This is a genomic window from Pseudomonas sp. FIP_A4 (assembly GCF_036701605.1).
Classification (GTDB): domain Bacteria; phylum Pseudomonadota; class Gammaproteobacteria; order Pseudomonadales; family Pseudomonadaceae; genus Stutzerimonas; species Stutzerimonas phenolilytica.
Genome location: NZ_JAYDXP010000101.1, coordinates 1 through 23011, shown reverse-complemented (window position 1 = coordinate 23011; position 23011 = coordinate 1). Strand labels below are relative to the sequence as shown.

Here is a 23011-nt window from a genome sequence, read left to right as displayed (position 1 = left end):
GACCGGCCGGCTACAGGCATCTGCTACCATTGACGCCCCATCTTTCAGGCAACCGCCATGGCCTCTCGTCCGCTGCCCGCACGCGCCACCGGCGCATTGCTCCGCGAAGCGAAACCGCTGCGCGCGCTGTTCGGCGAGGCGCGGCGCATCGATCGCCTGCAGCACCTGCTGGAAAGCCAGCTACAGCCGGCCGCCCGCGAGCACTGCCGCGTGGCGTCGTGGCGCGAGGGCTGCCTGCTGCTGATCGTGACTGACGGTCACTGGGCCACGCGCCTGCGTTATCAGCAACGTCGTCTGCTGCGCCAGCTGCAAGCCATCGAGGAGTTCGCCGGCCTCGAACGCATCCACTTCAAGGTGCAGCCGCCGCCCCCGGCGCGTCACGAGCCGCCTCGCACGACGCCGTTGTCGGCCTGTGCGGCCGACAATATTCACGCAACCGCCGAAGGCATTCGCGATCCGCGGCTGCGCGCCGCGCTGGAGCGCCTGGCAAGCCGCAGCAAACCCGACTGAACTGCAGCCGGCGCGGCAGCAACCAGGCGGGCGAGCGGATACTCTCGGAGGGGCGAAGCGAATGCTTCGGCCACTGCCTTTCAGGAGCGAAATTTCATGTTGATCGGCGCCCTACTCCTCCTCACCTGGCTGGTGTTGCTGGTTCGTTATCCGCTGCGGGCGGTGCCGATCTCGCTCGGCGCGCTGCTGATGCTGGGACTGGTAGCTGGCTGGGTGCTGTGGCAGGAGCATCGCGAGCGACAACTGCTCGGCAGGCTCGAACTGCACCTGAACTACGCACCCGGGCCATGCCCAGCCGCGCAGCCGCTGCGCGTCACCCTGCGCAATAACAGCGGACGCGCGCTGCGCGGCCTGCGCTGGGATGTCACGGCGCACGTGCCTGGCACCCGCATCAACCTGGTACAGAACGCCTACGACGCCCCCATCTATCAAGGCCCTGGTGATCTTCAGAGTGGAGCGCAGTGGCAATCCTGCCTGCCGCTGCCACCGCTGCGTGCAGGCTATCGCGCCAGCACGCTGGAGTTCCAAGCCGAGAACCTGCGCGGCCGCTTCGGCGACGATTGAACGCACGCCTTCCCATCCGACACCTCAGCCTTTATCCTGTATGGATAAACAGTATCAATCTGCCAACTGAGCCGAGGTGGTTAATGGCCGTCGAAGTGGTATACCGCAGCAGCCGGGACCTGGAGCGTTTGTTCATGGATAAAGCCGAAGCAGACCGTCACGACAAGATGCTGGAACTGGCCGAAGCGCTGGCGACCGTTCTGCAACACGCGGTACCGTCGCTGAACGAACAGCAGAGCGAGGATCTCGGCATCTTCATGGCGCGCCACCGTGACGTTTTCTCCAGAGCGTTCAAGAACAACGCCGAGGCGCTTGCTGAGCTACCGCCACGCGACGCCTGAAGCGCGCTCGATCTGTCGGGGGCCGGGCGGCGGAAACTTGTAGGGCCCAGGCCGGGTCAATGACTCGCAGCCTTTCCAGACAGGTATTCCGGCATGACGAATTCATTCCAGCGGATCAGCGATGCATTCCAGCCGCACTACTGCGTTAACTTCAGCATCGCGAAGCCCGACGGCAGCATTCTCCTGACGCTCACCGACGCCAAAGGCGTGGCCGTGAAGCGCTTCATCAGCGCCGAGCAATGGCGCGACCCGCAGCAATTGCAACGGCTGATCACCAGCCTGCGGGTCAGTCTGACGATCGAGCGTGGTGAGTCGCCACCGCTATCCGGCTTCGCCGAAGGGACCCGCGTCGCGGCGCTGTAATCCTTCGGCCGGCGACAAATCGCTCGCCATGCTCTCCTGCCACAACAAGAACAACAAGCATCCTGAAACCCGTCATGCCGCTCGCTCGAGCCGGCACGCTTCGCCCCACCTGAACCCCGGCGCCCGGCGCTAGCACCCACTTGCCCGCATCGTTTCAGAGCCAGGCCAGCGCCTTGGCCTTGGCTACTGCCTGGGTACGGCGCGCCACGCCGAGCTTGGTGTTGATCCGTCGCGCATGCGTCTTGACGGTATGCAGCGAGATGAACAGCTGCTCGGCGATCTCCTGATTCGAGCAGCCCTGCGCGATCAGCCGCAGCACCGTCAGCTCACGGTTGCTCAACAGCACGTCGTCGCCACAGACAGGCGTCTCGCCCGGCTCGCGCTCGTACTGCTGCAATCGGTCGCGCAGACTTTCGCCGCGGGTCGCCGCGGGAAGGATGCGCGCCAGCCATTGCGACTGCCGGTGCTGCAGCTCATACAGCGGTTTGACCAGTTGCTGGCGTACCGCCTCGCTGAGCGCCTTGCGCAACTCCTGATCGGCCTCCAGCGGCTGGCCGCATGCCAACAGCGCTTCAGCCAGCGAGAAGCGGCACTCGCACGCCAACCCCAGCCGCTGCGCTCGCAGATTCCGCTCGATCAGCCCATGCAGCGCCTGAACTGCCGCCTCCGGCTGCCCCTCCAGCATGTCGATGACGGCCAGATAGCGGCGCAAGCGCGGCAGCAGCTCGTAGAATCCCGACGGCGGCAGGAAGCGCTGGCCCTCGAACAGCTGCCGCACCTGCTCCAGCGCCGTGCGCGCCTTCTTCAGCTCGCCCTGATGCAGCCAGGCAACGCCGGTAATCAGCCGCAGGATGCCGCGAAAGCGCGCCTCCGGTACGTGTCGCCATTGCGTGAGGCGCTCGGCCTCGCGCAGCCAGTGATACGCATCGGCAAACTCATGATTGCGCGCAGCCAGTTCGGCGAGACCGACGTAGCCGAAAAAGGCGTAGGAATCGCCACAGGTTTCGGTTTCCAACCGCCCCTGCTGATAGGCCTCGCGGGCCTGTTCGTCCAGCCCCTGATACGCCAGCAAATGCCCCTGCAGCAACTGCAACCGGCCGATGATCGGACTGTGCCGAACCGTGTCGCGCAGCGCACGCAACGCCTCGTCGAGCACGCCGACGGCGCGCTCGAACTCGCCAGTCAGCTCCAGCAGCTGGATGCGATCGACGCTGAGCATCACCTCGTACAGCACGCTGCCCTTGAGCCGCGCGAGCTTCATGCCTTCGCTGTTGTAATGCTGAGCCAGCTCGAGCTCGCTCTCAGCCATCGCGTGCTGGGTAAGCGCTTGCAGACACAGCACGCGTTGCGCCCAGGCATGATCGGAAAGCACCTCGAGCGCCTGCAGACAGTGCTCGCGCGCTTCGGGCTCACCGCGCAGACGCGCCAGGAAGCCGCGCAGCGCCTGCCATTGCGCCAGCAACTGGATCTGCCGACGCGCATCGGGTTGCGGGAAGAACTTGGCGAGCTCGGCCAGACAGTCGTCGACCTCGTCGAGCCGCGCGGAAACGATCAATGCCCACCCCTGCAGCACGATCAGTCGCGTGGTACTGGCGAACAGATCCTGCGGCAGCTCGCTGCGCCACTTGAGAAAATGCGAGACGTTGTCGCCGATCAGCAACTGCTCCTGCCCGTAGCGCTGCAGATAGTTCGCCGCCACCTCAGGCTGGCCCGCCCACAGCGCATGCTCGACTGCCTCGCGCATATCGCCGCGGCTGGCGAACCACTGACAAGCACGCAGATGCACCTGTGTCGACGACGTCGCCTCGGGGAAACGCTGAAGCAGCAGCGCAAGCGGTCGCCACAGGCGAAACCATTCGCCGCAGTTGTCGATCTGCCGCACGAACAGCTGGAAGGTCTTGAGTACATCGAGCAGATCGGCGCCGGTGCAATCGAGCACGTGATCGCAAAGCTCGGCGGAAAAGCGCGGCATTCGTGCCAGGGCGAACAGTGCGCGCCGGATATCCTCGCTCTGGCCCTGCAGCACTTCGCGCTGGATGTAATCGCGCAGCAAAGGCGTACCGGCCAGCAGGCGTTCGCGCAGCGCCTGCTCATCGGCGTTGAGCAGCATCAGGCAAACGCCCGCCGGCCAACCTTCGGTGCCCGCCAGCAATTGCTGGAAACTGTCCGCGGGCAGTTGCAGCCGATAGGCGCGCAGAACCTGCGCCAACTCCTCGGCCGTGAGCGCGAGGGACGCGGCGTCGAGCTCGAACAGATGCCCCTGCAGCAACAGACGCGGCAGCTTCCACGCCGGCTGCCGCCGACTGTTGACCCACCAACTCACCGAATCCGCAGTCTGCTCCAGCAGCATATCCAGACAGGCGTCCAGAGCCGGGCAAACCTCGCGCGGATAATCGTCGAGCATGATCCAGAGCGGCTGGCGAACCTGCCCGAGCAGCGCAATCAGCTGCCGTTGCACATCGCCGTCCATGATCGGAAAGCCCAGCGCCGCGGCCAGCTGGGCATACAGCTCCTGCGGCGAAAAGAATCGACCGCTCAGGTCCAGCCAGACCAGCGTGGTATCGGCCGGCATGCGGCGGGCACATTCGCTCATCAGTACCGTCTTGCCGAAACCAGCCGGTGCGCAGATCAACCGCAACCGGCAGTCCGCGGCAAGCAGGGCGTCGGCCAGTCGCGGCCGGGCAACATGCGCCGGCGGCAGACGTGGAATATTCGCAACCTGCGCCTGCGCCGTCGCGGCGCTGATCGCATCGGGGAGGAGGCGTACGGACATGGCAACGTTTCTCTTATTCGTATATTCAGTCCATGAAATGGCCAGCGGCCGGCCAGGCGTATCCCTTTCTGGCGGTCCGCTCCACCTGTGCAACCTGACGTATCAGCAGCGTTTTGTCGACCTGCTTGTGCAATCAGCGGCCCCGTTGCACGCAGGATCGCACCCAGTTCTTCATGTTCCCTCATCCCTGCGCGCACAAAAAAGGCGGCCTGCTGGCCGCCTTTTTTACACCGAATAGCCCCTCGAGACTCAGCGCACCCCAGCGTTACGCAAGGCCGCTGGCGTGAAGTCGCGGGCGGATGCCTTGTAACCCCAGTCGAACGGCTTCTCCTCGTTGCTCATGCCGATTGCGATGTAGCGGCCGGAAATGATGTCGTAGAGCGACTCGAACGCATAGGCCGGCACCTTGTGCTGGTAGTACTGCAGCATATGCCCCTCACCCACGCGCCACAGCTGGCCACGCCCGTCGTACAGCTCCGACTGGACGATGGTCCAGGTGTCCTCGTCGACGAAGAAACGACGCTTGGCGTAGATGTTGCGCTCGCCGCTCTTCAGGTTCGCCTCGATTTCCCACACGCGGTGCAGCTCATAGCGAGCGAGATCCTGATTGACGTGCCCGGCCTTGATGATGTCGGCGTACTTCAGGTCGCTGGAGGCAATTTCAAAACTGTTGTAGGGAATGTACAGCTCCTTCTTGCCGATCAGTTTCCAGTCGTAGCGATCTGGCGCGCCGCTGAACATGTCGAAGTTGTCGGTGGTACGCATGCCGTCCGACGCAGTACCCGGACCGTCGTAGGCGACCTGCGGCGCACGCCGCACACGGCGCTGGCCGGCGTTATAGATCCAGGCCTGACGCGGATCTTTCACCTGATCGAGCGAGTCGTGCACCAGCAGCACGTTGCCCGCCAGGCGCGACGGAGCCGTCACACGCTGCTTGAAAAACAGCAGCGCGTTCTTGGCGCGCTCGGCATCCAGATCGCTCATGTCGCTCGGGAAGGCAACCTCATCCTCGAAATGAACCAGCGTATAGCTGCCGTTGGTTTGCGGGGTCGCCTGAACGATGTTGCGGCGCACGTTGCCACCGCGATAACGGGTGATGTGGTTCCAAATCACCTCGAGGCCATTCTGCGGAATCGGGAAGGCGTAGTAGCGGCTCTCGGTGAAGCCACTGACACCGTTTCCGCCTTCGACCAGCGAGACGTTCAGCGCACTTTTCTTCGCCGCTTCATAGATTTTGTCCGGTACAGCGGCGCTACGGTGCGTCGGGAATACGCGAATCTTGTAGGTTTCCGGATAGCGCTTGAACATCGCCAGCTGGCCCGCAGTCAGCTTGCTCTTGTGCTGTTCGGCATTCTGCGCGGTGATGACGAGCTTCGGCTGCTCGCCCTTGAATGGATCGGTGAGGTGGCCGTTTTTCAGCGGTGCGGCATCAGTCGTCAGACCGCCGGTCCACTCGGGAATGCTGCCGTCGGCGTTGCCGGCTTTTTCTGCACCCAGCGGCGTCAGCGTCGTACCAAGCTTGGCGGCCTCCTCAGGAGACACCGCCGCCATGACGCTGCTGGCAAGCAGGGAAAGAGCCAAGACACTGAACAGTTTTCTTGTTGTTTTCATACGATTCCAGTTCCTCTGATCTGTTTGGCCGGAGGCCATCGGTAACACTTGTCGCTGACCGGATATGCCATCCGACGCACCGGTCAGCGAACGCCCCCTTTAGAAGTTCACGCCCACGCTGAACGCGAGGAAGTCGCGGTCGACCAGCATGTTGTAGTCGCCATCGAAGAAATCGGTGTAGGACAGGCTGGCGGTGTAGGTGTTCTGGTACTCGGCATCCAGACCGATACTGAGCGCCTTGGAATCCTCGTTGAACAGACCGTTCGGGCCATAACCGTCGACGTCGTGGGAGAAAGACAGGTTCGGCTTCAGGTTGATACCGGCGAAGACGTTGTTGTAGTCGGCGATGGCGCGCAGGCGATAGCCCCAGGAGTTGGCGGTGACGAAACCATGCCAGCCGTTGGCAGCCAGCGCGGCAGCGTCGGTAGGCGTACCGAAGTTGGCGTCGCGGCCATAGCGAACCTCGCTTGTACTCTCCAGTCCGCCAACATGCGCGTAACCAATCTCGCCCACCACAGTCACGCGCTCCGCCCCCAGCACCTGGTCGAAGAAATGGGTGAAGGTAGTTTGCAGTTGGGTGATTTCCTTGCGGTTATAGCCGCGATTATCTAGCCCTGCCTGAGTGGGGTCAGTTAGCTCAAGCGTGACGTCGGTGGTATTGATCTGGATAGGCGCGTTAGGCCGGTAACTCATTTCACCGGACCAGGCTGTGCCGGTGGGCAACGTCGTAGAGAAGCTCAAACCGTAAAGCTGGATGTCTTCAGGATATTCCAAGTAGTACTGACCGTTGCCGAGCAACACCGCGCCGCCGATCGCGGTGCCGGCCTGAGCAGCGAGTCCTCCCGCCATCTGCTGAGCCATCGGAATTGCTTGAGCCAACGGAATCCCTGCCTGCACGAGCTGCGCCACAACCGACTCGATTACCGCTTGGCCGGCTGCAGCTCCAGCCCCTTGGGCAGCAGCAAAGGTCCCAAGGCCGGCAGTATGGGTGCTCACGATCGGCGTACGACTGTGATAGTTCATGAAATAGGCACCGTACTCGGTGCTGTCGCCAAGCCAGCGCAATGCCAGGCCATACTGACCGGAGTCACGAGCATCACGGTCACCACCGCGCGGGATCATCACGCCCTCGTCGGAATAGGAAACGCCGGCGGCCGTGGCGAAGCCTCCCAGTGGCCCGTTCAATGTCGAGGCAAGCGCAGCCGGCCCGACGTTGTAATTATTGTCACAGCCATCCGCCGCGACATCAGCTCCCGAGAAGAACGTTCCGCAGTTATCGACAATCGTCTGATCCCATTCCAGCTGATAGAACGCCTCCATGCTCAGGCGGTCGGTCAGGCTCTGCGAGACGTAGAGCATGTTGACCGGAATCAGGCCTTCCTTGATCTCCGCGCCCGGGCGACGGAACGCCGCGGCGTCCAGCGGGTTGATCGAGTTGATGGAGTTGCCGATGAAGGTGCTCTCGCCCCAGCTCACCACCTGACGACCGATCCGCACGGTGCCCGGCAGCTCGCCCAGGTAATAGTTGTGATAGAGGAACGCATCGAGGATCTCGGCGCCGGAAGACTGGGCGGCTTCCTTGCGGTTGCTGTCGCTGATGTCCTTGAACAGGCGGCTCTCGTCCTTAAGCTCGAAGTCGTACCAGTACTTGCCGCGCACGAACGCGCCGCTGTCGCGATAGCGCAGCTCGAGGTCATGCACACCCTTGAAGATCTTGGAGAAGGTCTCGCCCTTCTTGAAGTTCAGTCGCCCGTCGTCACCAGTCTGAGTGAAGCCAGTGCCGCCATTGGCTGCGCCAACCAGGTCCATATCCCGATCCGCCATCGACCAGCTGGCGCCGATCGACATGGATGAGTCGAACTGGCCTTCGATCTCACCAATGTTGAAGTTGACCGCGTAGGCCGGTGCCGCGGTGCTCAGGGCAATCGCCAGAGCGAGGGATGTGGGCTGGAAGATTCCTTGCCTTGTTGTTTTTGTCATGAGGCGCTCCTGGTTGGTTCGATGTACGCCAACCCTACCCAGAGCTCTGCGGAGGGTTAAGCGCACGAAGGTTTGATTTAGCCTGTCATCCTTAAGTATGAAAGACCGTCCCAGCATTGGATTTGAGCGCGATGGCACAGCGCCGCGCCGGGGTGTGGCACATCGAGCTTAGCCATGATTCCCCGGGCGGCAAAGGCCGATATAGAGCGGCCGTGACAAAACGACACGCAAACTTGTGACGTTTATCCGAAAGTCGTAGGTGTAGCTGGAGTGGTCTCGCTGTCGCGAGCACTACGGCGCGGAAAATGAAGGCGGGACGAAGGGAAGGCGCGCAAGCGCAAAACGCCTGATGCGTGTGGTTGCGTTACGCGGCCGCGGAGCGTTTGAGACGAAACGAAACACGATGCCGCGACGTAGCGTCATAGCGACCCGAACTTCGGGTCGCCAGGAATGGCTCTGGTGCTATCGGATACGGCGTTCGAAAGCGACGGCGGCTATCACAGCCCTTTGACGGCGAAGATACCCGGCGCGTTGCGCCAATAGCCCTTGTAATCCATGCCGTAACCGAAGATGAACCGGTCGATGCAGCGCAGGCCCACATAGTTGGCCTTGAGATCCGGGCGCGCCTTGCGCTGATGATCCTTGTCGATCAGCACTGCGGTGTGCACCGCGGCGGCACCGGCATGCCGGCAAAAATCGATGATCGCGCCCAGCGTGTGACCTTCGTCGAGGATGTCATCGATGATTAGCACATCGCGATCGATGAAGGAGATTTCCGGCTTGGCCTTCCAGAACAGCTCGCCGCCGCTGGTTTCGTTGCGATAGCGCGAAGCGTGCAGATAGGACAGCTCCAGCGGGAAATTCAGCTTGGTCATCAGCTTTCCAGCGAAGATCAGCCCGCCGTTCATCACGCAGAACACTACCGGATTACGCTCCGCCAGCTCGGCATTGATCTTCCCGGCGACGGCGTCGATGGCCGCTTCGACTTCGGCTTCGGTGTACAGGCAGTCGCTTTCGGCCATGATCTGGCGGATGTGTACGAGATCGACGGACATGGAGCATTTCTCCAGATGGGCAAGCGTTGAGAAGTCAGAATCGCGGGTACGGGCCTGGTTGAAAAGTCGCCAGGCGCTCGACCGCCTGAAAAAACGACCCGCTGCCCATGTAATCTGCCTGATCGGTCAGTCAGTTCAGACCACTGTGCGGTCCTGAAGCGAAGGGACGGCACGATACTCAACCGCCCCCGGCTCAGCAAGTCGTGAGATCAACGTAACCCGCGTAGCCCGTGGCACGGCGATGCTTTACTCTACGCCGGTTTAATCGAGCGCCGGAGCCGCCCCCATGTCTATTCGAGAGATCCGCCATCCGCTGATCCGCCACAAGCTCGGCCTGATGCGCCGTGCCGACATCAGCACCAAGAACTTCCGGGAACTGGCCCAGGAAGTCGGTTCGATCCTCACCTACGAGGCGACCAGCGACCTGCCGCTGGAGCACTGCAGCATCGACGGCTGGTGCGGCCCGGTGCAGGTCGAGAAGATTTCTGGCAAGAAGATCACGGTGGTGCCCATCCTGCGCGCCGGCATCGGCATGCTTGACGGCGTGCTCAGTCTGATTCCCGGAGCGAAGGTGAGCGCGGTCGGCATCGCGCGCAACGAGCAGACCCTGCAGGCGCAGACCTACTTGGAAAAACTGGTGCCGGAAATCAACCAGCGCCTGGCCATCATCATCGATCCGATGCTGGCGACGGGCGGCTCGATGGTGGCCACCATCGACATGCTGAAGAAGGCCGGCTGCAAGGAAATTCGCGCACTGGTGCTGGTGGCCGCACCGGAAGGCATCGCCGCGGTCGAGCGCGCACATCCCGACGTGATGATTTTCACCGCCTCCATCGACGAGCGTCTGGACGAGAACGGCTACATCGTTCCCGGCCTGGGTGACGCCGGCGACAAGATCTTCGGCACCAAGCAGAAGGACGTCTGAGCATGACGAACCCGCAAGAACCTGTCGCCCGCCAGGTGCTGGCCGGTGCGCAGATGCTGTTCGTCGCGTTCGGCGCGCTGGTGCTGATGCCGCTGATCACCGGCATGGACCCCAACGTCGCACTGTTCACCGCGGGTCTCGGCACACTGCTGTTCCAGCTGGTGACGCGCCGCCAGGTGCCGGTATTTCTGGCTTCCAGTTTCGCCTTCATCGCCCCGATCATCGCTGCCAAGGGCGAGTTCGGCCTGCCGGCTGTACTCGGTGGCGTGGTCGCGGCGGGCCTGGTGTATGTGCTGCTCGGCTTCGCCGTGCGCCTGAGAGGACCGGCCTTCATCGACCGCCTGCTGCCACCAGTGGTGATCGCACCGGTGATCATCTCCATAGGTCTGGCGCTGTCGCCGGTCGCGGCCAACATGGCGATGGGCAAGGCCGGCGACGGCAGCGCCCAGTTGGTGCCCTATGCCACCGCGATGATGATCTCGATGCCGGCGCTGGTCACCACGCTGCTGGTCGCCGTGCTCGGCAAGGGCCTGTTCCGCCTGGTGCCGATCCTCGCCGGCGTCAGCGTCGGCTACGGACTGTCGCTGGCCTTCGGCGTGGTCGATACCGATGCCATCGCCGCCGCGCCCTGGCTGGCGATGCCCAACTTCGTCGCACCGGAGTTCCATCTGGGCGCAATCCTGTTCATGGTGCCGGTCGCGCTGGCTCCGGCCATCGAGCACATCGGCGGTGTGGTCGCAATCGGCAGCGTCACCGGTAACAACTACATCAAGCAGCCCGGCCTGCATCGCACCCTGCTGGGCGATGGCCTGGCCACGTCGGCCGCCGGTCTGTTCGGCGGCCCGCCCAACACGACCTATGCCGAGGTAACGGGCGCGGTGATGCTGACCAAGAATTACAACCCGAAGATCATGACCTGGGCAGCGATCTTCGCCATCGTGCTGGCCTTCATCGGCAAGTTCGGCGCGGGCCTGCTGAGCATTCCGGTTCCGGTGATGGGCGGAATCCTCTGCCTGTTGTTCGGTTCGATTGCAGTGGTCGGCTTGAGCACCCTGATTCGCCATCAGGTAGACCTGTCCGAGGCACGCAACCTGATCATCGTCTCGGTGACGCTGGTGTTCGGCATCGGCGGCATGGCGTTCGGCCAGGGCGAGTTCAGCCTGTCCGGCATCTCGCTGTGCGCCCTCGTCGCCCTGCTGCTCAACCTGCTGTTGCCAGGCGGCGAAGGCTGGCGCAACAAGCAGCTGAACGACAGCGTTTGAAGCGGTTGACGTCAGGCGGCGACGCGATCGACACCCGCCTCGCCAGTGAAATTCCGCATCGGCAGCTGGAGGATGCGCCGGTGAGCTGCAGCAGCTGCGCCGCCTGCTGCTGTCGTCTGGAAGTGCTGCTGTTCGGCGAGCGCGACGTGCCAGCCCGCTTCATCGACATCGACGCCTGGGGTGGGCAGGTCATGCGCCGACTGGCTGATGGCTGGTGCGCGGCGCTCGATCGCGACAGCATGCGCTGCACCATTTACGCGGTACGCCCGTTGATCTGTCGCGAATTCGAGCTGGGGGCGGCGGACTGCCTGGAAGAACGCCAAGGCAGTGCCTCGGCCTATCGCTGAGTCCTGAGAAAGGTCGCGCAGCTCCGGCCCGGAGCTGCGCGCCCGGCGGGAACTAGAAGTCCATCCGGTAGTGCAGCGCGTAGCTTTCCACGCCATCGTTGGGATTTTTCAACCCGGCGTTGGAGTAGTGCAGTGCACGGATACCGATCTCGTGCCCGCCGGCCAGACGCAGGCCGACACCGATGCGATCCTCGAACTGGAACGACGAACCCAGTTCGCGATCCTCGACCTCGGTGCTCTCGAACGCAGCGATGCCGATGCCGGCCTCGATGTAGGGCTTGACCGACTCGCCAGCGAACTCGTAGACGAATACCGGCGCCAGCGACAGGCTGTGGTTGGCGGAGGTTTCGTCGCCCTCCCAATAGGTGTAACCGGCATCCCAGTAGCCGGTCAGCCGGCCAACATCGCTCTGTAGCCAGCTACGGTTGAAATCGAACTGCACGCCAAGCCGATAGGTCATGGTCGATTCGCCGGTCTGGCCGACGGCCGCGGTCACGCCCATTGCCTGCGCGGCCGTCACCTGACCTGCGCAAAGAGCCGCAGCGACGGTAAAAGGGATCAGTTTTTTCATCGGAACTTCCTTATTTCAAGGATGGCTATTTTTGGTTGTTGTACTTCGTTGAGAAACGCAACCGCATCGCGAGTTCCTAACCGGAGAAGAACTCGACGCCCGCCTTTTCACCCCAAAGTATAGGCAGCACCCCTTCCATTCGCAGCGGATCGCCGCTACAGAAGAAGCGCACCCGCGCCTCGCCGGTCGCCAGCAGCTGCTGTGCGGCCAGCACCTCCTCCAGACGCCGGGCGACCGCCGCGCCGGTATCGATAAGTTGCACGTGAGACGGGACCAGCTGCGCCAGCAGTGGCCGGATGAACGGATAGTGAGTGCAGCCGAGAATCAGCGTATCGCAGCCCTCCGCCAGCAGCGGCTCCACCCAGCCCGCCAGCAACTCGCGCGTCGCGGCGCCACTCAGCTCCCCGGCCTCGATACGCTCGACCAGCCCGGGACAGGGCTGCGTTATCACCCGCACATCGCTGGCGAAGCGGTCGAGCAAGGCCGCGAAGCGGGCGCTTTTCAGCGTTCCGGTGGTCGCCAGCACGCCCACCACGCCGCTACGCGTCGCCCGCGCGGCTGGCTTTACCGCTGGCTCCATGCCGATGATCGGCAACTGCGGGTGGCATTCGCGCAACTCGGCGATGCCGGCTGCGGTGGCGGTGTTACAGGCCAGCACCAGCGCCTTGGCACCCTGCTCAAGGAGAAAATCGGTGATGGTACGGCAACGCTCGCGGATGAATTCCGGGCTCTTCTCGCCGTATGGCACATGCGCGCTGTCAGCCAGATACAGCAGCGATTCGTGCGGCAGGCGATGGCGAATTTCGCGCAGCACGGAAAGCCCGCCGACGCCGGAATCGAACACGCCGACCGGCGCCGAGCACTCAGCCATCGTGGTGTCCGCAGACGGCGCAGGCCGGATCGCGCTTGACCCGCAGCTCACGCATGCGCGTGGCGAAACCATCGACCAGCAACAGCCGCCCTACCAGCGGCTCACCGAAGCCAGCCAGCAATTTCAGCGCCTCGAGTGCCTGCAAGGTGCCCACCAGGCCGACCAGCGGGCCCAGCACACCAGCCTCGCTGCAGGTCAGCTCGGCCTCACTGCCATGGCCATAGAGACAGTGGTAGCAGGGGCTCGCCGCATCACGCGGATCGAATACCGACACCTGCCCTTCCAGGCGAATCGCCGCACCGCTGACCAACGGCTTCTTCGCCGCGACGCAGGCGGCGTTCACCGCTTCGCGAATCGTGAAGTTGTCGGTGCAGTCGAGGACCAGATCGACGCCGGCAACGGCCTGCGCGAGGGTATCGGCGTCCAGTCCCGCACGGTAGGGCACCAGCCGGACATGCGGATTCAGCGCATGCAGGCGGCCCATCGCCGAGTCGACCTTGTGCATGCCGAGCGCCTGGCTGTCGTGGACGATCTGGCGCTGCAGATTGGTCAGGTCCAGCGTGTCGAAGTCCGCCAGGTGCAACTCACCGACACCGGCGGCCGCCAGGTAGAGCGCCACCGGCGAGCCCAGCCCGCCAAGCCCGACGATCAGTGCGCGGCTCTGTTTCAGCCGCAGCTGGCCCTCGACATCGACCTGCTTGAGCAGAATCTGACGGCTGTAACGCAGCAGTTCTTCGTCACTGAGCATGAAATGTCTCGCAAGATGAAGGGATCACGGCAGGCGCCCCAGGCTGATGCGCTCGTGGCCGCCAAGATCGCGGCGGCTTTCGACGGCGACGAAGCCCTGATGGCTCATTAACTGACGTACCGCAGCGGCCTGATCGAACCCGTGTTCGAGCAGCAGCCAGCCGTGCGCTTCGAGGTGCGTGGGAGCCGCGACGATGATCCGGCGGATGTCATCCAGTCCGTCGGTGCCGGCGACCAGCGCACTGCGCGGTTCGAAGCGCACGTCGCCACGCGCCAGGTGCGGATCGCTGGCCGGGATGTAGGGCGGATTGCTGACGATCAGGTGATAGTGCTCGCCGTCCAGCGCCGCGAACCAGTCGCTCGCAACGAAGCGCGCATTGCTCAGTCCCAGACGCAGTCGATTGCGCTCGGCCAGCGCGACCGCTTCGTCGACCCGATCCACGCCAGTCACCTGCCAGGCGGGACGCTCTGCCGCCAGCGCCAGTGCGATAGCTCCCGTGCCGGTCCCGAGATCGAGCAGTCGCGCCGGTGTTGCCGGCAGCCGCTCCAGCACGGTCTCCACCAGTAGCTCGGTATCCGGACGCGGAATCAGCGTATGCGGCGCCACCTCCAGGTCGAGACTCCAGAACCCCTGGCGCCCCAGAATGTAGGCCACCGGTTCACCCGCACGGCGCCGGCGCAGCAGTTCGGCGAAGCGCGCGCAGGCCTCCGCATCCGGCTCCCGCTCCGGCCAGGTGCGCAGGAAGCTGCGCGATTTGCCCAACGCCTGCGCCAGCAGCAGCTCGGCGTCCAGCCGCGCGGTCGGCGAATCGGGCAGCTCGGCGGTGTCGAGCAGCGATTGGATGGTGGGCATAACCTTCGAGCCTCAAGCGGCACACTGCAATGGCCACGGAGCCCCGTGGGTCATGCGGCGGGTAGCCTTGTCGTTAATCTCCCAGCGCCGCCAGCTGATCGGCCTGGTACTCCTGCAGCAGCGGCTCGATGACCTGCTCCGCAGCGCCGGCAATCACTTCGTTGAGCGAATACAGCGTCAGGTTGATGCGGTGATCGGTCACCCGGCCCTGCGGGAAGTTGTAGGTGCGGATGCGCTCGGAACGGTCGCCGGAGCCGACCAGCAGCTTGCGCGTCTCGGATATTTCCTTGTGCGCCGCGGCATCCTGGCGATCCTGCAACTTGGCGGCCAGCCAGGCCATCGCCTTGGCACGATTCTTGTGCTGCGAGCGCTCTTCCTGGCACTCGACGACGATACCGGTGGGCAGGTGAGTGATGCGGATCGCCGAGTCGGTCTTGTTGACGTGCTGGCCACCGGCGCCCGAGGAGCGATAGGTGTCGACGCGCAGATCGGCCGGATTGATCTCGATCGCCGCCTGCTCGTCAGGCTCGGGCAGCACCGCGACGGTGCAGGCCGAGGTGTGGATACGGCCCTGGGATTCGGTTTCCGGCACGCGCTGCACACGATGGGCGCCGGACTCGAACTTGAGCTTGGCGTAGACGTTGTCGCCCTCGACGCGGGAGATCACCTCCTTGAAGCCGCCATGCTCGCCCTCGTTCTCCGAGAGTATCTCGACGCGCCAGCCCTGTTTCTCGGCGTAGCGCGAATACATGCGGAACAGGTCGCCGGCGAAGATCGCCGCCTCGTCACCACCGGTACCGGCACGGATTTCGAGGAACACGTTGCGCCCGTCGTTGGGGTCCTTGGGCAGCAGCATGCGCTGCAGATTGGCTTCCAGCGTCTCGAGCTGCGCCTTGGCCTCGGCGACTTCTTCCTCGGCCATCTCGCGCAGATCGGGATCACTGTCCTTGAGCAGCGCCTGCGCGCCTTCGAGGTCCTGCTGCACCTTGCACAGCTGGCGATAGGCGGCGATCACCGGCTCGACTTCGGCGTACTCGCGCGAATAGGCGCGGAAGCGATTCTGGTCGCTGATGATCTCGGCGTCGCCGAGCAGCGCAGTGAGTTCCTCGAAGCGGTCCTGCAGGACATCCAGCTTGTTCAGCAATGAGGGTTTCATGGTTTTTCCGTGCCCTCGTGCAGGGCAAAAAGGTCCTGAGCCATGCTCAGGGCTTCGACGCGCCCTTCGGCCGAGAGCTTCTTCAGCTGCACGCTGGGCGCATGCAGCAGCTTGTTGGTCAGCCCGCGGGCGAGCTGGGCGAGGACGTCCTCGGGATTGCCGCCATTGGCCAGCAGACGCTGCGCCTTGGCCAACTCCTCATCGCGAATTCGCTCGGCACTCTGCCGGTAGGCCTTGAGCACGTCCACCGCAGCCAGCTCGCGCAGGCGCAGCATGAAGTCTTCGGTACCGGCGGCCACCAGCTCCTCGGCCGCCTGGGCTGCGCCCTGGCGGCTCTTGAGATTCTCCGCGACCACCTCGTGCAGGTCGTCGACCGAATAGAGGTAGACATCGTCCAGGTCGCCGACCTGCGGCTCGATGTCCCGCGGCACGGCGATGTCGACCATGAACATCGGCTTGTGCTTGCGCTTCTTCAGCGCCTGTTCCACCGCGCCCTTGCCGAGGATCGGCAGCTGGCTGGCGGTGGAACTGATGACGATGTCGCTGTTGTGCAGCTCCTCGGGGATGTCGGCCAGCAGGATCGCCTGCGCACCGAACTCGGCCGCCAGGGCACTGGCGCGCTCCAGGGTGCGGTTGGCGACCACGATCTTCTTCACGCCCTGCTCGTGCAGATGGCGAGCGACCAGAGTGATGGTTTCGCCGGCGCCGATCAGCAATGCCCGGCTGCGCTGCAGATCGCTGAATATTTGCCGCGCCAGGCTTACGGCGGCGAAGGCGACCGAAACCGGGTTCTCGCCGATCGCCGTGTCCGTGCGTACGGTCTTGGCAGTGCTGAAGGTCGCCTGGAACAACCGGCCGAGCAGCGGGCCGATGCTGCCGGCCTCGCGCGCCACGGCATAGGACGACTTCATCTGGCCGAGAATCTGCGGCTCGCCCAGCACCAGCGAGTCGAGCCCGGAGGCGACCCGCATCATGTGCCGCACCGCCTGATCGTCGACATGCACGTAGGCACAGGCCTTCAGCTCATCGAGGCTCAGGCCGTGGTAATCGGCCAGCCACGCCAGCACGGCATCGGCCTCGATCTGATCCTGCTGCAGGTACAGCTCGCTGCGATTGCAGGTCGAGAGAATCGCCGCCTCGCGAGTCGGCGTGACGCGACACAGCTGCTGCAAGGCCTGGACCATCTGTTCGGGAGTGAAGGCCACGCGCTCGCGGACGTCCACCGAAGCGGTCTTGTGATTGATACCAAGCGCGAGGAAAGCCATGCAGGATCGCTGATCAGACTAACGGAGCGCGCAATTCTCCTACTTCGCCTGACTCAGAACAACCATTGCCCACCATTGTCCGATACCCCTGGAACCCGCCGGCACTGCGCAAACCGCGCCCCATGTGCTTGCCTGGCGGCTTGTGTCATCATGCCGCGACCGCAGACCAGCCGTATCCTCTATATGAACAGACTCGCTCCCCTCGTCGCCCTGCTGTTTCTCGCAGGCTGCCAGTCCATTGCGCCGAACGCCCCCGACGAGGTGCCGCCGGCACAGGACGCCGCGCCTGCGACCGAACAAGCCGACGCCGGCGAGCGTGGCTCGTTCAGCCAGGAAACCCTGTATGCCCTGCTGGTCGCGGAACTTGCCGGCCAGCGCAACCGCTTCGACATTGCCCTGGGCAACTACGTCCAGCAGGCCAACGCGACCCAGGATGCGGGCGTCGCCGAACGCAGCTTCCGCATCGCCGAATACCTCGGGGCGGAACAGGCGGCATTGGATAGCGCGCTGATCTGGGCGCGCAACGCCCCGGACAACCTCGACGCGCAGCGCGCCGCGGCGGTACAGCTGGCACGCGGCGGTCGCTACGAAGAGTCGCTGGAGTTCATGGAGAAGGTCCTGCAGGGCCAGGGCGACACGCATTTCGACTTCCTCGCGCTCTCCGCCGCCGAAACCGACCCGGACACCCGGGCCGGCCTGCTGCAGAGCTTCGAGCGCCTGCTGAAGAAGTACCCGGACAATCCGCAACTGGCCTTCGGCAAGGCCGTTCTGCTGCAGCAGGATGGCAAGAGCGAGGAAGCACTGGCCCTCCTGGAAGCGCAACCGAGCGCACAGCAGCAGGTGCCGTCACTCCTGCTGCAAGCACGCCTGCTGCACGCGCTCGAGCGCGGCGACGAAGCACTCGCACTGTTGGAAAAGGGCCTGCATCGCCATCCCGAAGACAAGCGTCTGCGGCTGACCTACGCGCGCCTGCTGGTGGAGCATGAACGCCTGGACGAGGCCATGAGCGAATTCGCCACGCTCATTCAGCAGAACCCCACCGATGACGACCTGCGATTCTCGATGGCACTGGTGTGCATGGAGGCCGAAGCCTGGCGCGAGGCCATCGTCTACCTGGAGGAGCTGATCGAGCGAGGCAGCCACGTCGACGCCGCGCAATTCAACCTCGGCCGTGCGCAGCAGGCGCTGGGCGACCAGAACAAGGCACTGCAGGCGTTCGCCGAGGTCGGTGCAGGCAACGAATACCTGCCGGCCAAGCTGATGCAGAGCCAGCTGCTCTATTCGCTCGACCGCGACGAAGAGGCATCCCGGGTGCTGGCTAAGGCACGCGACGAGCAGCCCGACTACGCGATCCAGCTGTACCTGATCGAGATCGAAGCGCTCTCCGAGCACAACCGCACCACACAGGCCTGGAAGCTTGTCCAGCAGGCCCTGGAGCAGTACCCCGACGATCTCAGCCTGCTCTACACCCGCGCCATGCTCGCCGAGAAGCGCGGCGATCTCGATCAGCTGGAGCGCGACCTGCGCTTCATCATCGAGCGCGAGCCGGATAACGCGATGGCCATCAACGCACTGGGCTATACCCTCGCCGATCGCACCGAACGCCACCAGGAAGCGCTGGAGCTGATCGAGCAGGCCTACCGAATCAATCCCGACGACCCAGCCATCATGGACAGTCTGGGCTGGGTGCATTTCCGTCTGGGCAACCTGCCAGAGGCGGAGCGCCACCTGCGCAAGGCTTACGCGCAGTTCGCCGATCACGAGGTCGCCGCCCACCTCGGCGAAGTGCTCTGGGTCCGCGGTGAGCGCCGTGAAGCCCGTACGATCTGGGCGCAGGCCCTGCAGAGGGAACCGGACAGCGCGATCCTGCGCAGCACCCTCAAGCGCCTGACCGGCTCGGAGAAGCCCTGAACATGACGCTGCTGAACAAGCTTCTCGCCCCCTGCCTGGCCCTGCTGCTGGCGGGCTGCGCCGGCCTCGGCCCACGCGAATCGGTCGAAGGACCGGGCAACGCGACCGCCTGGAAGGAGCACCGCCGCCAGATCGCCAACCTTGATGGCTGGCAGATCAGCGGCAAGATCGGCATCCGCGCCCCGCAGGAATCGGGTAGCGGCACGCTTTTCTGGCTGCAGCGCCAGGATTACTTCGACATTCGCTTGTCCGGCCCGCTTGGCCGGGGCGCCACCCGCCTCACCGGACGCCCTGACGCCGTGGCGCTGGAAGTCGCCGGACAGGGTCGCTTCGAGGCCGACTCACCGGAAGCGCTGGTGGAGACCCAACTGGGCTGGCAGCTGCCGGTATCGCATCTGCTGTGGTGGGTGCGCGGCCTGCCCGCACCGGACAGCCGCAGCCGCTTGAGCCTGGACAGCGAAAGCCGCCTGGCCCGCCTGGAGCAGGACGGCTGGCAGGTGGTCTACCTCGCCTACGCCGAGCACGACGGCTTCACCCTGCCCGAGCGCATCCGCCTGCAAGGGCACGACCTGCAGATCACCCTCGTGGTCAAGGACTGGCAGCCGCGCCAGCTGGGACGCTGAATGCCCACGCTCACCCTGCCAGCACCGGCCAAACTCAACCTGATGCTGCACATCCTCGGCCGTCGTGCCGATGGCTATCACGAGCTGCAGACGTTGTTCCAGTTCCTCGACTACGGCGACGAGCTGAGCTTCAGCCCGCGTGAAGACGGCCAGATTCGCCTGCACACCGACCTGCCGGGAGTCGATCACGACAGCAACCTGATCGTCCGCGCCGCACGCCTGCTGCAGCGCGAGAGCGGCTGCACACTGGGCGCCGACATCGCGCTGACCAAGCGCCTTCCGATGGGCGGCGGCATCGGCGGCGGCAGTTCGGATGCCGCCACTACGCTGCTCGGCCTCGATCACCTGTGGCGGCTCGATCTCGGCGAAGACCGCCTGGCGGGGCTGGGACTCGCGCTCGGCGCCGATGTGCCGGTGTTCGTCCGCGGCCACGCGGCCTTTGCCGAAGGGGTCGGCGAGCGCCTGCAACCAGTCGATCTGGAGGAACCTTGGTTTCTCGTGCTAGCGCCGCAAGTCTCTGTTAGTACAGCGGAAATATTTGCCGACCCGGAGTTGACACGTAATACCCCGGCCATTACAGTTCGCAGCCTTCTTGCTGGGGGCGGTCATAATGACTGTCAGCCGGTGGTTGAGAGGCGTTATCCAGAGGTTCGTAACGCCTTGAGCTTGCTGAACAAATTCGTTCCGGCAAGCATGACCGGCACTGGAGCTTGTGTGTTTGGGAGCTTCCCAAACGAGGGCGAGGCTGATAAAGTCCGCCGCCAACTTCCAGCCAGTTTGCCAAGTTTCGTGGCCCGCGGTCGTAACGTTTCAATGTTGCATCGCAGTCTGAAACAGATGGCGCAGGAAGCCAGTGCGTAACAAGCGAGCGGTACGATACAGGGGCGTCGCCAAGCGGTAAGGCACCAGGTTTTGATCCTGGCATGCGTTGGTTCGAATCCAGCCGCCCCTGCCATAACCTCTATCAGGTTCGTACGCGTCGAATCGCACGCGATTTTTTACTCTACAGGGGCGTCGCCAAGCGGTAAGGCACCAGGTTTTGATCCTGGCATGCGTTGGTTCGAATCCAGCCGCCCCTGCCATACACTTGAAGCTGTTCAAGAGCTCGCCTTTTGAACAGCTTTTTATTCATCGGACCCACCCTCAGGCAGGTACTGCGCGTGTCCAAGATGATGGTCTTCACGGGGAACGCCAACCCCGATCTGGCCCGGCGTGTCGTACGTCAGCTGCATATCCCCCTCGGTGATGCCTATGTCGGAAAATTTTCCGACGGCGAGATCAGCGTCGAGATCAATGAAAATGTCCGCGGCAAGGATGTCTTCCTGATTCAACCGACCTGCGCCCCGACCAACGACAACCTGATGGAGCTGGTGGTGATGGCCGATGCCTTCCGCCGCTCCTCGGCCACCCGCATCACTGCCGTGGTGCCCTATTTCGGCTATGCCCGCCAGGATCGCCGTCCGCGTTCGGCTCGTGTGCCGATCAGCGCCAAGGTTGTGGCTGACATGCTCGACGTCGTCGGCGTCAACCGTGTCCTGACCGTCGACCTGCACGCCGACCAGATCCAGGGCTTCTTCGACATGCCGGTGGATAACATCTACGGCTCGCCGGTACTGGTCGATGACATCCAGGCCCAGCGCTTCGAAAACCTGATGATCGTCTCCCCCGATATCGGTGGCGTGGTACGCGCTCGCGCCGTAGCCAAGTCCCTCGGCGTCGACCTGGCGATCATCGACAAACGCCGGCCGAAGGCCAACCAGTCCGAAGTGATGCACATCATCGGCGATATCGAAGGCCGTACCTGCATCCTGGTCGACGACATGGTCGACACCGCCGGCACGCTGTGCCACGCAGCCAAGGCACTGAAGGACCACGGCGCAGCCAAGGTCTACGCCTACTGCACGCACCCGATCCTGTCCGGCCGCGCCATCGAGAACATCGAAGGCTCCGTGCTCGACGAGCTGGTGGTGACCAACACCATCCCGCTGTCGGCCGCCGCCCAGTCTTGCACCCGAATTCGCCAGCTGGACATCGCGCCAGTGGTGGCTGAAGCGGTACGCCGCATCAGCAATGCCGAATCGATCAGCGCGATGTTCCGCTAAGCGAAAGCTATCGAACACGCCCTGACGTAATGTGCCCCGCCTCGCGCGGGGCTTTTTGCCCAACAGCCCGAGCGCTGGTCGCAAGCGCGACGGGTATTGTTGTTACTGGAGAAACGAAATGACTGACTTCACCCTGAATGCCCAAGAGCGTTCCGACCTGGGGAAAGGTGCGAGCCGCCGCCTGCGTCGTAACGCCAACCTCGTGCCGGCCGTGATCTACGGTGGCGAAGCTGCGCCGCAATCGATCAGCATTCTGGCCAAAGATCTGGCCAAGATGCTGGAAAACGAAATCGCCTTCAGCAACATCATCAACCTGAACGTCGACGGCAAAGGCCAGGACGTGGTGATCAAGGCGCTGCAGCGCCATCCGGCCAAGGGCTTCGTGCTGCACGCCGACTTCCAGCGCGTCATCGCCGGCCAGAAGCTGACCGCCACCGTCCCGGTGCACCTGATCAACCAGGAAACCTCCATTGGCGTCAAGCAGCAGGGTGGCGAGATCTACCTGAACCTGCCGGATGCCGAAGTGACCTGCCTGCCGCAGGATCTGCCGGACTTCATCGAAGTCGACATCGCCCAGATGGAAGTTGGCCAGGTTCTGCACATGAGCGACCTGAAGCTGCCGAAAGGTGTTGCCTTCGTTGCCCTGCAGCATGGTAGCGACCTGCCGGTCGTGAACATTCACGCACCGCGCGTGAGCAAGGAAGACGCTTCGAAAGAAGAAGGCGCTGCCGAGTAATCCACTCGCAGCTGCCCGCTGAGAAAAGAGGCCCCCGCCGTGACCGCCGTCAAACTGATCGTTGGCCTGGGAAATCCAGGCCCCGAATACGACCAGACCCGGCATAACGCGGGGGCTCTTTTCGTTGAGCGCCTGGCCGCCCGCGAGGGCGTCCAACTGAGCGCTGACCGCAAGTACTTCGGCCTGGTCGGCAAGTTCAGCCATCAGGGCGAAGACATCCGCCTGCTGATCCCCACCACCTATATGAACCGCAGCGGTCAGGCGGTGGCGGCACTGGCCGGTTTCTTCCGAATTCCCCTCGAGTCCATCCTGGTTGCCCACGATGAACTCGACATGCCCCCCGGCGTCGCCAAACTCAAGCAGGGCGGCGGCCATGGCGGACACAACGGGCTGCGCGACATCATCGCCAAGCTCGGTAATCAGAACGGCTTCCATCGCCTGCGCC

At 63.9% G+C, this 23011-nt stretch carries 23 protein-coding genes and 2 tRNA genes; 15 read left to right on the top strand and 10 right to left on the bottom strand.

Annotated elements, in window-relative coordinates; genetic code table 11:
- The first annotated feature begins 57 nt into the window (after nt 1–57).
- The 4 genes from U8L64_RS01605 (at nt 58) to U8L64_RS01590 (ending at nt 1778) form a co-directional block, all read left to right on the top strand.
- The gene (locus tag U8L64_RS01605) at nt 58–510 is read left to right on the top strand and encodes a DciA family protein (protein WP_054095039.1); all 453 of its coding nucleotides are present in this window, start codon (nt 58–60) and stop codon (nt 508–510) included.
- 96 nt (nt 511–606) lie between these two features.
- Nucleotides 607–1074: a multidrug transporter gene (locus tag U8L64_RS01600; protein ID WP_333393431.1), complete on the top strand. Its 468-nt coding sequence runs from the start codon at nt 607–609 to the stop codon at nt 1072–1074.
- Nucleotides 1075–1157: 83 nt separating this feature from the next.
- Nucleotides 1158–1415 carry a YebG family protein gene (locus tag U8L64_RS01595; protein WP_043297497.1) on the top strand — a complete coding sequence of 86 codons (258 nt, stop codon included), beginning with the start codon at nt 1158–1160 and terminating at the stop codon, nt 1413–1415.
- A gap of 93 nt (nt 1416–1508) precedes the next feature.
- Nucleotides 1509–1778: a DUF3509 domain-containing protein gene (locus tag U8L64_RS01590; protein WP_043297496.1), complete on the top strand. Its 270-nt coding sequence runs from the start codon at nt 1509–1511 to the stop codon at nt 1776–1778.
- A gap of 154 nt (nt 1779–1932) precedes the next feature.
- Here the strand turns inward: U8L64_RS01590 and U8L64_RS01585 are convergent, their stop codons facing one another.
- From U8L64_RS01585 to U8L64_RS01570, 4 genes are all read right to left on the bottom strand, one after another.
- Nucleotides 1933–4551: a LuxR C-terminal-related transcriptional regulator gene (locus U8L64_RS01585; RefSeq protein WP_234302732.1), complete on the bottom strand. Its 2619-nt coding sequence runs from the start codon at nt 4549–4551 to the stop codon at nt 1933–1935.
- Between the two features lie 249 nt (nt 4552–4800).
- Nucleotides 4801–6162, bottom strand: a complete 1362-nt coding sequence (locus U8L64_RS01580) for a DUF1329 domain-containing protein (RefSeq protein WP_043297494.1) — start codon at nt 6160–6162, stop codon at nt 4801–4803.
- A gap of 99 nt (nt 6163–6261) precedes the next feature.
- Nucleotides 6262–8142, bottom strand: a complete 1881-nt coding sequence (locus U8L64_RS01575) for a DUF1302 domain-containing protein (RefSeq protein WP_333393426.1) — start codon at nt 8140–8142, stop codon at nt 6262–6264.
- Between the two features lie 497 nt (nt 8143–8639).
- Entirely contained in the window at nt 8640–9197 is a 558-nt protein-coding gene (locus U8L64_RS01570; protein ID WP_008567043.1) for a hypoxanthine-guanine phosphoribosyltransferase, read from the bottom strand.
- A 286-nt stretch (nt 9198–9483) separates the two neighbouring features.
- Here U8L64_RS01570 and upp point away from each other — a divergent pair, with 286 nt between their 5' ends.
- The 3 genes from upp to U8L64_RS01555 are packed head-to-tail and all read left to right on the top strand — an operon-like array spanning nt 9484 to nt 11731.
- Nucleotides 9484–10122, top strand: coding sequence for a uracil phosphoribosyltransferase (upp, locus tag U8L64_RS01565; protein WP_008567044.1), 639 nt, complete (start codon nt 9484–9486; stop codon nt 10120–10122).
- A gap of 2 nt (nt 10123–10124) precedes the next feature.
- Nucleotides 10125–11384 carry a uracil-xanthine permease family protein gene (locus tag U8L64_RS01560; RefSeq protein WP_333393420.1) on the top strand — a complete coding sequence of 420 codons (1260 nt, stop codon included), beginning with the start codon at nt 10125–10127 and terminating at the stop codon, nt 11382–11384.
- Nucleotides 11381–11731 carry a YkgJ family cysteine cluster protein gene (locus U8L64_RS01555; RefSeq protein WP_333393418.1) on the top strand — a complete coding sequence of 117 codons (351 nt, stop codon included), beginning with the start codon at nt 11381–11383 and terminating at the stop codon, nt 11729–11731. Before U8L64_RS01560 ends, U8L64_RS01555 begins: the two co-directional genes overlap by 4 nt.
- Before the next feature lie 52 nt (nt 11732–11783).
- Here the strand turns inward: U8L64_RS01555 and U8L64_RS01550 are convergent, their stop codons facing one another.
- From U8L64_RS01550 to hemA, 6 genes are all read right to left on the bottom strand, one after another.
- A complete protein-coding gene (locus U8L64_RS01550; protein WP_043297489.1) occupies nt 11784–12302 on the bottom strand; it encodes an acyloxyacyl hydrolase in 519 nt (172 codons plus the stop codon).
- A 76-nt stretch (nt 12303–12378) separates the two neighbouring features.
- Nucleotides 12379–13173, bottom strand: a complete 795-nt coding sequence (gene murI / locus U8L64_RS01545; protein ID WP_054095045.1) for a glutamate racemase — start codon at nt 13171–13173, stop codon at nt 12379–12381.
- A complete protein-coding gene (locus tag U8L64_RS01540) occupies nt 13166–13921 on the bottom strand; it encodes a molybdopterin-synthase adenylyltransferase MoeB (protein WP_234302737.1) in 756 nt (251 codons plus the stop codon). The genes murI and U8L64_RS01540 overlap by 8 nt, the downstream gene beginning before the upstream one ends.
- Nucleotides 13922–13945: 24 nt before the next feature.
- On the bottom strand, nt 13946–14773 hold the full coding sequence (prmC, locus tag U8L64_RS01535) for a peptide chain release factor N(5)-glutamine methyltransferase (protein ID WP_333393414.1): 828 nt from the start codon (nt 14771–14773) through the stop codon (nt 13946–13948).
- A 73-nt stretch (nt 14774–14846) separates the two neighbouring features.
- Complete coding sequence (gene prfA, locus U8L64_RS01530; protein ID WP_043297485.1) at nt 14847–15929, bottom strand: peptide chain release factor 1; 1083 nt, start codon at nt 15927–15929, stop codon at nt 14847–14849.
- Complete coding sequence (gene hemA, locus U8L64_RS01525) at nt 15926–17194, bottom strand: glutamyl-tRNA reductase (RefSeq protein ID WP_043297484.1); 1269 nt, start codon at nt 17192–17194, stop codon at nt 15926–15928. The genes prfA and hemA overlap by 4 nt, the downstream gene beginning before the upstream one ends.
- Nucleotides 17195–17377: 183 nt before the next feature.
- On the opposite strand from hemA, the gene U8L64_RS01520 reads away from it, so the two are divergent.
- The 8 genes from U8L64_RS01520 to pth all read left to right on the top strand — a co-directional run.
- Nucleotides 17378–19105 (top strand): tetratricopeptide repeat protein, encoded by a 1728-nt coding sequence (locus U8L64_RS01520; RefSeq protein WP_333393409.1) that lies wholly within the window; start codon nt 17378–17380, stop codon nt 19103–19105.
- 2 nt (nt 19106–19107) lie between these two features.
- Nucleotides 19108–19728, top strand: a complete 621-nt coding sequence (lolB, locus tag U8L64_RS01515) for a lipoprotein insertase outer membrane protein LolB (protein WP_054095048.1) — start codon at nt 19108–19110, stop codon at nt 19726–19728.
- Nucleotides 19729–20589: a 4-(cytidine 5'-diphospho)-2-C-methyl-D-erythritol kinase gene (ispE, locus tag U8L64_RS01510; RefSeq protein WP_043297482.1), complete on the top strand. Its 861-nt coding sequence runs from the start codon at nt 19729–19731 to the stop codon at nt 20587–20589.
- A gap of 19 nt (nt 20590–20608) precedes the next feature.
- A tRNA-Gln gene (locus U8L64_RS01505) sits at nt 20609–20683 on the top strand.
- A 52-nt stretch (nt 20684–20735) separates the two neighbouring features.
- Nucleotides 20736–20810 (top strand) — tRNA-Gln (locus U8L64_RS01500).
- A 78-nt stretch (nt 20811–20888) separates the two neighbouring features.
- Nucleotides 20889–21830 (top strand): ribose-phosphate pyrophosphokinase, encoded by a 942-nt coding sequence (locus U8L64_RS01495; protein WP_008567058.1) that lies wholly within the window; start codon nt 20889–20891, stop codon nt 21828–21830.
- A gap of 118 nt (nt 21831–21948) precedes the next feature.
- A complete protein-coding gene (locus U8L64_RS01490; protein ID WP_333393403.1) occupies nt 21949–22566 on the top strand; it encodes a 50S ribosomal protein L25/general stress protein Ctc in 618 nt (205 codons plus the stop codon).
- Between the two features lie 39 nt (nt 22567–22605).
- Nucleotides 22606–23011: aminoacyl-tRNA hydrolase (gene pth, locus U8L64_RS01485; RefSeq protein ID WP_333393401.1), on the top strand; the 406-nt coding region annotated here is incomplete at its 3' end.

Excerpts from the sequence above, each read along its gene's own strand:
- U8L64_RS01605 (WP_054095039.1), top strand. The coding sequence starts at position 58 with ATGGCCTCTCGTCCGCTGCCCGCACGCGCCACCGGCGCATTGCTCCGC.
- U8L64_RS01600 (WP_333393431.1), top strand. The coding sequence starts at position 607 with ATGTTGATCGGCGCCCTACTCCTCCTCACCTGGCTGGTGTTGCTGGTT.
- U8L64_RS01595 (WP_043297497.1), top strand. The coding sequence starts at position 1,158 with ATGGCCGTCGAAGTGGTATACCGCAGCAGCCGGGACCTGGAGCGTTTG.
- U8L64_RS01590 (WP_043297496.1), top strand. The coding sequence starts at position 1,509 with ATGACGAATTCATTCCAGCGGATCAGCGATGCATTCCAGCCGCACTAC.
- U8L64_RS01585 (WP_234302732.1), bottom strand. The coding sequence starts at position 4,551 with ATGTCCGTACGCCTCCTCCCCGATGCGATCAGCGCCGCGACGGCGCAG.
- U8L64_RS01580 (WP_043297494.1), bottom strand. The coding sequence starts at position 6,162 with ATGAAAACAACAAGAAAACTGTTCAGTGTCTTGGCTCTTTCCCTGCTT.
- U8L64_RS01575 (WP_333393426.1), bottom strand. The coding sequence starts at position 8,142 with ATGACAAAAACAACAAGGCAAGGAATCTTCCAGCCCACATCCCTCGCT.
- U8L64_RS01570 (WP_008567043.1), bottom strand. The coding sequence starts at position 9,197 with ATGTCCGTCGATCTCGTACACATCCGCCAGATCATGGCCGAAAGCGAC.
- upp (WP_008567044.1), top strand. The coding sequence starts at position 9,484 with ATGTCTATTCGAGAGATCCGCCATCCGCTGATCCGCCACAAGCTCGGC.
- U8L64_RS01560 (WP_333393420.1), top strand. The coding sequence starts at position 10,125 with ATGACGAACCCGCAAGAACCTGTCGCCCGCCAGGTGCTGGCCGGTGCG.
- U8L64_RS01550 (WP_043297489.1), bottom strand. The coding sequence starts at position 12,302 with ATGAAAAAACTGATCCCTTTTACCGTCGCTGCGGCTCTTTGCGCAGGT.
- murI (WP_054095045.1), bottom strand. The coding sequence starts at position 13,173 with ATGGCTGAGTGCTCGGCGCCGGTCGGCGTGTTCGATTCCGGCGTCGGC.
- U8L64_RS01540 (WP_234302737.1), bottom strand. The coding sequence starts at position 13,921 with ATGCTCAGTGACGAAGAACTGCTGCGTTACAGCCGTCAGATTCTGCTC.
- prmC (WP_333393414.1), bottom strand. The coding sequence starts at position 14,773 with ATGCCCACCATCCAATCGCTGCTCGACACCGCCGAGCTGCCCGATTCG.
- prfA (WP_043297485.1), bottom strand. The coding sequence starts at position 15,929 with ATGAAACCCTCATTGCTGAACAAGCTGGATGTCCTGCAGGACCGCTTC.
- hemA (WP_043297484.1), bottom strand. The coding sequence starts at position 17,194 with ATGGCTTTCCTCGCGCTTGGTATCAATCACAAGACCGCTTCGGTGGAC.
- U8L64_RS01520 (WP_333393409.1), top strand. The coding sequence starts at position 17,378 with ATGAACAGACTCGCTCCCCTCGTCGCCCTGCTGTTTCTCGCAGGCTGC.
- lolB (WP_054095048.1), top strand. The coding sequence starts at position 19,108 with ATGACGCTGCTGAACAAGCTTCTCGCCCCCTGCCTGGCCCTGCTGCTG.
- ispE (WP_043297482.1), top strand. The coding sequence starts at position 19,729 with ATGCCCACGCTCACCCTGCCAGCACCGGCCAAACTCAACCTGATGCTG.
- U8L64_RS01490 (WP_333393403.1), top strand. The coding sequence starts at position 21,949 with ATGACTGACTTCACCCTGAATGCCCAAGAGCGTTCCGACCTGGGGAAA.